Source organism: Streptomyces sp. NPDC048623, from assembly GCF_040650755.1.
Classification (GTDB): domain Bacteria; phylum Actinomycetota; class Actinomycetes; order Streptomycetales; family Streptomycetaceae; genus Streptomyces.
In genome coordinates this window covers 48,854-55,201 of record NZ_JBEZHV010000037.1, presented here as the reverse complement: position 1 = coordinate 55,201, position 6,348 = coordinate 48,854, and the positions used below count along the sequence as shown (strand labels likewise).

5 protein-coding genes are annotated in these 6,348 nt (G+C 71.6%); 4 read left to right on the top strand and 1 reads right to left on the bottom strand.

The window, feature by feature from the left end; translation table 11 throughout:
- Positions 1 to 152: 152 nt before the first annotated feature.
- The 3 genes from AB0C73_RS33985 (at position 153) to AB0C73_RS33975 (ending at position 4,351) form a co-directional block, all read left to right on the top strand.
- Positions 153 to 842: a hypothetical protein gene (locus AB0C73_RS33985; protein ID WP_362537432.1), complete on the top strand. Its 690-nt coding sequence runs from the start codon at positions 153 to 155 to the stop codon at positions 840 to 842.
- Between the two features lie 37 nt (positions 843 to 879).
- Positions 880 to 3,552: a Helicase associated domain protein gene (locus AB0C73_RS33980; RefSeq protein WP_362537431.1), complete on the top strand. Its 2,673-nt coding sequence runs from the start codon at positions 880 to 882 to the stop codon at positions 3,550 to 3,552.
- Between the two features lie 376 nt (positions 3,553 to 3,928).
- Complete coding sequence (locus AB0C73_RS33975) at positions 3,929 to 4,351, top strand: hypothetical protein (RefSeq protein ID WP_362537429.1); 423 nt, start codon at positions 3,929 to 3,931, stop codon at positions 4,349 to 4,351.
- 31 nt (positions 4,352 to 4,382) lie between these two features.
- Here the strand turns inward: AB0C73_RS33975 and AB0C73_RS33970 are convergent, their stop codons facing one another.
- Positions 4,383 to 5,207: a hypothetical protein gene (locus AB0C73_RS33970; protein WP_362537427.1), complete on the bottom strand. Its 825-nt coding sequence runs from the start codon at positions 5,205 to 5,207 to the stop codon at positions 4,383 to 4,385.
- Positions 5,208 to 5,640: 433 nt separating this feature from the next.
- On the opposite strand from AB0C73_RS33970, the gene AB0C73_RS33965 reads away from it, so the two are divergent.
- On the top strand, positions 5,641 to 6,348 hold the full coding sequence (locus AB0C73_RS33965; RefSeq protein WP_362537425.1) for a hypothetical protein: 708 nt from the start codon (positions 5,641 to 5,643) through the stop codon (positions 6,346 to 6,348).

Here is a 6,348-nt window from a genome sequence, read left to right as displayed (position 1 = left end):
GCTGGCTATGGAGGGGTGGGGGTCGCTCGTTCGTGTCGGGTTCTAGTGTAGCGGGTGCATCGGGTTGATGCAGCATGTACCGTTGGCGGAAACACGAGACACCCCCAAACCACCCGGGAACCTCCCCGGGATTCCGAGAGGAACGACCGCAGATGACCGGTCACCGCGAATCTACCGGACCCGATCCCGCGCTGAGCAGGAATTCCATCCACCGGGTGGGCCAGTACCAGACGGCGGGCACCAACGCCCGCTTGCGCGTGTTCGCGCTCCTCCAGGCGCAGGGCGTGCCCGCGAGCGAGGCGGACGACCTGGTGGCCGCACTGGAGGCAGGGGCGGTCGCCGGTGCGCAGAGCGAGGTCGTGGAGCGGGAGGGCATGGCGCCGCGCTCACGGGGCCCGGTGTACGAGGACGGCTGGGACGACGGGGTGAGGACGGTGAGCGAGGTCCTGGTGGGCATCGCGGACCGGGACTGGTCCCGGCGTGGCAGCCGATCCGCAGGGGCCGCTGAACTGGCCGTACACATCGCGGACGTGAGGCAGCGTGAGCGGGCCGACCTGGTGCGGCTGGAGGAGTACGTCCGGAAGGCCGTGCTGCCGGCCACGCACCCGCACACCACGGCACGCCGTCAGGTCCTGGAGGCGCTGGGCGAGGCCGGCGGTCTGTGCACCGCGCGGACGGTCAACGGCGATGGGGACTACATCGTCTGCACGCGCGAGGCCGGGCACTACGACCCGGACGACGAGCCGCCCTTCAAGGACGGAAAGCCCGGCGGCTGGCACAAGGCGGACGCGTCGATCTGGAACGACCGAGGCGCGTCCTGCATTCCGCACGCGGCCCTCTGAAAGACCACAGGAATTCAGCGCTCGGGGAGGCACGGAAATGTCAGCGATTCAGCTCAAGGAACACCAGGTAGACCAGCGGTCCGCGTTTCGTAAGTGGGTCGGATTCCCTGCAAGGTCATCTGTGCCCCCGCAGGGTGCCCGGGGCACCATCGTGTCAGCGACCGGGTCGGGCAAGACGATCACGGCCGCCGCGTGCGCGCTGGAGTCCTTCGCGGACGGCCGGATCCTCGTCACCGTGCCCACCCTGGACCTGCTCGCGCAGACCGCCCAGGCGTGGCGGCTGGTGGGCCACCGGGCCCCGATGGTCGCCGTGTGCTCGCTGGAGAACGACCCGGTGCTGCGCGAGCTGGGGGTGCGGACCACCACGAACCCGATCCAACTCGCCCTGTGGGCCGCCTCGGGGCCGGTCGTCGTTTTCGCCACGTACGCCTCCCTGGTGGACCGCGAGGACATCGACGCTCCGGAGGGGCAGCGGAAGGTTCGCGGGCCGCTGGAGGCCGCTCTGGCGGGCGGGGAGCGCCTCTACGGCCAGCAGATGGCGGGCTTCGACCTCGCGATCGTCGACGAGGCCCACGGAACCGCCGGCGACCTGGGACGCCCGTGGGCGGCCATCCACGACAACCAGCGGATCCCGGCGGACTTCCGGCTCTACCTCACCGCGACCCCGCGGATCCTGGCTGCGGCCCGGCCGCAGAAGGGCGCCGGCGGCGAGGAGGCGGAGATCGCGAGCATGGCCGACGACCCGGACGGGACCTACGGGTCGTGGCTGGCTGAGCTCGGCCTGAGTGAGGCGATCGAGCGGAGGATCCTCGCCGGGTTCGAGATCGACGTGCTGGAGATCCGCGACCCCTCCCCCGTCCTCGGCGAGTCCCAGGAGGCACAGAGGGGCCGGCGCCTGGCGCTCCTGCAGGCCGCCCTCCTGGAGCACGCCGCGGCATACAACCTGCGCACGGTCATGACCTTCCACCAGAAGGTGGAGGAGGCAGCCGCGTTCGCGGAGAAGCTGCCCGAGACCGCCGCCGAGCTCTACGTCACCGACGCCTCCGACGCCGACCTGGCCGCCGCGGACAAGCTGCCGAAGTCCTCGATCGACGCCGAGTTCTACGAGCTGGAGGCCGGCCGCCACGTCCCGCCGGACCGCGTCTGGTCGGCCTGGCTGTGCGGGGACCACCTCGTCACCGAGCGCCGGGAGGTCCTGCGCCAGTTCGCCAACGGCATCGACGCCACCGGCCACCGCGTGCACCGGGCGTTCCTCGCGTCCGTACGCGTCCTCGGCGAAGGCGTGGACATCACCGGCGAGCGCGGGGTGGAGGCGATCTGCTTCGCCGACACCCGCGGCTCCCAGGTCGAGATCGTCCAGAACATCGGCCGGGCGCTCCGGCTCAACAAGGACGGATCCACGAAGATCGCCCGCATCATCGTGCCGGTCTTCCTGGACCCGGGCGAGGACCCCAAGGACATGGTCGCCTCCGCCTCATATGCCGGCTTGGTGGCCGTACTCCAGGGCCTGCGCAGTCATGACGAGCGTCTCGTCGAGCAGCTCGCCTCCCGGGCCCTCACCAGCGGCAAGCGCAAGACCCACCTGCGCCGCGACGAGGACGGGCAGATCGTCGGCACCGGCGGCGAGGGGGACGACGAGGACCAGGAGGACGGCGCCGACGCCGCAGCCGAATCAGCGCTGCTGCACTTCTCCAGCCCGCGCGACGCCGCCACGATCGCCGCGTTCCTGCGCACCCGCGTCTACCGACCCGAATCCCTCGTCTGGCTCGAGGGCTACCAAGCCCTCCTCCGCTGGAGGACCGAGAACCAGATCGCCGGCGTCCACGCCGTCCCGTACGACGTGGAGGTCGAGGTCGGCGTCACCAAGGCGTTCCCGCTCGGGCGGTGGGTGCACCAGCAGCGCAAGGCCCTGCGCGCCGGGGAGCTGGAAGACCGGCGCAAGGTCCTCCTGGACGCGCCGGAGGCCGGGATGGTGTGGGAGCCCGGCGAGGAGGCGTGGGAGGCCAAGCTCGCCGCCCTGCGCTCGTACCGGCGGGCCACCGGGCACCTCGCACCCCGGCAAGACGCCGTGTGGGGCGAGGACGACGAGATGGTGCCCGTCGGGCAGCACATGGCCAACCTCCGCAGGAAGGGCGCGAAGAACGGCCTGGGCAAGGACCCGGACCGGGCCGCGGAACGCGCGGCGCAGCTGACCGCGATCGACGAGGACTGGGACTGCCCCTGGCCGCTGGACTGGCAGCGCCACTACCGGGTACTCGCCGACCTGGTCGACGCCGACGGCGTCCTGCCCCACATCGCGCCGGGCGTCGTCTTCGACGGCGACGACGTCGGCCGCTGGCTCCAGCAGCAGAAGCAGCCGGCCAACTGGGCGCGGCTGCTGCCCGAGCAGCAGGAGCGGCTGACCGTCCTGGGCGTGCAGCCCGACCAGGCGCCGTCTCCCGCCCCTGCGGCCAGTCGCGGGGCGAAGGGTCCGAGCAAGGCGCAGCAGGCGTTCCAGAGGGGCCTGGCGGCCCTTGCGCAGTGGGTAGAGCGGGAGGGCGCGGACCGGCCGGTGCCCCGCGCGCACGGCGAGGAGGTCGCGGTCGAAGGTGAGGCGGAGCCGGTGGTGGTGAAGCTGGGTGTGTGGGTCTCTAACACCAAGAGCCGGCGGGACAAGCTCACCGCCGACCAGCTCGCCGCGCTCGCGAAGCTGGGCGTGGACTGGGCGTGACAGGCTGTCCGGCTCGTCGTTGAGCTGGGAGGTCAGCGAAGTGGAGGCCCCGGGGCGTCGTGACCCCCGGGGCCTTCGGCTTGTCCTCCGGCACCGGGATGGTGGTGCAACACGGTCTGCAACACGGCCCCTTGACGGCTGTTGCGTCACGTTTACGCAGGTCAGGGGTGCAACGCGGGGCCGTGTTGCAGGGTCGGTGTTGCACGGCCCGGGTGAGTGCGTTGCAGCGGTGGCGTGATCGTCACCGCTTCGGGTGGCGCGTTCTTCGCGGCCGGGGGTGCCTTGCCGGGAAGCACGCACCCCTGTGGCCCGGAGCGGCTATACCGGAGCGGGGCCGACTGCCCTGCCCGCCGTAGGAGAAGGAGTCCACCGCCTCATGACCGACGCCGCGAACACCCCTCCCGCCACCCTCGCCGCCCGCGTGCTCACCACCGTCTTCGTCGTCATCTCCGTCGCCTACATCGGCTTAATGACCTTCATCTCGGTGCCCGAGCTCACGGACTACATGAGCGGCCGGGACATCGACTTCCCGGTCTTCCTGGCCATCGCAGCCGTCGCCGGCCCCGCCCTGTTCTGGGCCTACATCGGCCTCGGCTTCGGCCTGAGCAAGACGGGCTGGGCGGCAGGCATCGCCCTCACCGGCATCCTCACCGCCCTCACGTACGGGTGGCTCCTCGCCTCCTCCAACGGCCACGGCTTCTCCTACTGGCTGTTCCTCACCCTGATCGTCGCCACCAACCTCGGCGCCTTCTGCGTGATCCCCTACGCCCTCGTCCGCGGCACCATCCGGAGCCGCTGACCCTCCGAGCCGGAGCCGCACAGGCCCCGGCCTACGGCTCCTCAGTCCGCGTACCCCACCGCCCGGCGAAGTCCTCCAGGGCGCGGCGCTGCTGTTCCTCGCGGGCGATCTGCTGCGCGAGGACGTCGCGGTCGATGTACGGGTCGACGGCGGCGAGGACCAGGCGCTGGAGTTCGTCCGGCTCCAGCGCTTCCACTTCCCACTGGACCGGGTGCTCGATGTCGAAGCCGTAGCGGCGGGCGAAGGCCGGCCATCTCGGGTCGTCGCGTTTGCCCTCGGTCGCCGGGAGGCCGTACGCGCGCATCTGCTCGTAGGTGAGCAGCACCCGGGTCACCGAGCTCCAGCAGCCCGTGCGTTCCACCCAGTCCCGCTCGATGTCCTCGCCTGAGCAGTCGAAATCGCCGACCACGGCAAGGTGGGCTGCGCGTTGTTCGTGGGCGACGCGGTGGCGGACGACGTCGGCGTAGGACTGGGAGCTGAAGCCGCGGACGATGAGGACGGGGATGCCCGCGAACTCGAGCCAGCCGGTCAGCTGCTGCCGAAGGGTGTCCTTCTCCGCCGCGACGTACAGGGCGTGTTCCTGGCCCGCCGTGCGGTCCAGGCGGAACCAAGCGGGCATCTCGCGCACGAAGGCGTCCACGTCCGGCCAGGCCGGCGGGACGTGGACCTCGCGCATGGTGTCGATCAGGTCGGGGAAGCGGCCCTCGCGGCGGGCCTGGGCCAGCTGCGAGGACAGGCGGCGGTACATCGGCGGCGTGTGCGGCAGGACTCCCTCGGCCGCGAGCCGGTACATCACCTGTCGCAACGTGACCTTGAGCGGCGCGTACCCGTCCACGATCTCCCTTGCTCGTTCCACGACGAGGGGCCACCGGATCCGTTCACGAGCCATACCGGTACATGTACCCCTCCGCGCCGCCGCCGGCCCCCGGGATACGGATAGACCTCTCCCCTCGGCTATCGCGAGGTAAGAGGTGTCGTTTTCCGAAGGGGGCTTGCCCACGGGTGCTGACCTGCACGAATGGAAGATCACCGGGTTCGGGGGGTCCCACTCACGGTCACACCTGCGGTCCCCCGCCTAGTGCACCCGTGCAGACACCTCTCCAGCCCCCTTCCGGTGCAACCTTCCCGCGGGTCGGGGTGCGGCCGTCGGCCCTCCCGACTGCGGAGGCTTGCCCAGGTGGGCTGAACGGGTGGAGGCCGGGCCTGTGGCGTACCGGGGCCGCCGGGCAGCGGTTGTGGGTCCGGCGGGCCGATCGGCCCGTGCACGGATCACGTCTGCGAGGCAGAACATGGGACGACACAAGCTGCACAAGCCACGCACACCGCGCGGTGAGGGCGGGCAGCCGACGGAGTGGTTCGGCACCGCGTTCCACTCCGTCCGCGGGATGCAGCACCTGGACGTCCGCCGGTCCGGCAACGGCATCCTGATCACCTCCTCCCCCGCCGAGATCGACGGGGCCCCGGCCTCGTGGCAGCTGCGCCTACGCAACGACGACGGCGGCCAGGGCCTGAACGAGATGGGCGCGGCCATGAAGGCCGGGCGCGGGCACGTCTACAGCGTGAGCGAGGAGCCCGGCGCCACGACCGTCCTGGCGTTCCTCCCGAACCACCCCGCCGAAGGCGTCGGCACGCTGGCCCGCGTCCGCACGAGCGAAGGCCCGGACGGCGACGACGTCGTCTTCGAGCGGTCCGCGGAGCGGCCAATGGGGCTGTGGGCCGAGGCCGGGGAGAACCTCCTGCGGATCGTGCCTCAGCTCGGCCCGGACGCGCCGGCGGACGGAGTCGGCGACTGCCTGCCGTGCCCCGGCTGCTACCGGCCCGTCTACGACAGCTCCTCCTCACACACCCTCATCGGCGCCACCCCGTTCCCCGTCGTCGGGCTGTGCAGGCTGTGCGCCGACGGCAGCACTCTCCGCTCGCTGCGCCAGGCCGACGGCGTCCCCGTCGACCCGGAGCAGCTCGTCGTCCTGGAGACCGTGGCCGCCGCGATGGCGTAG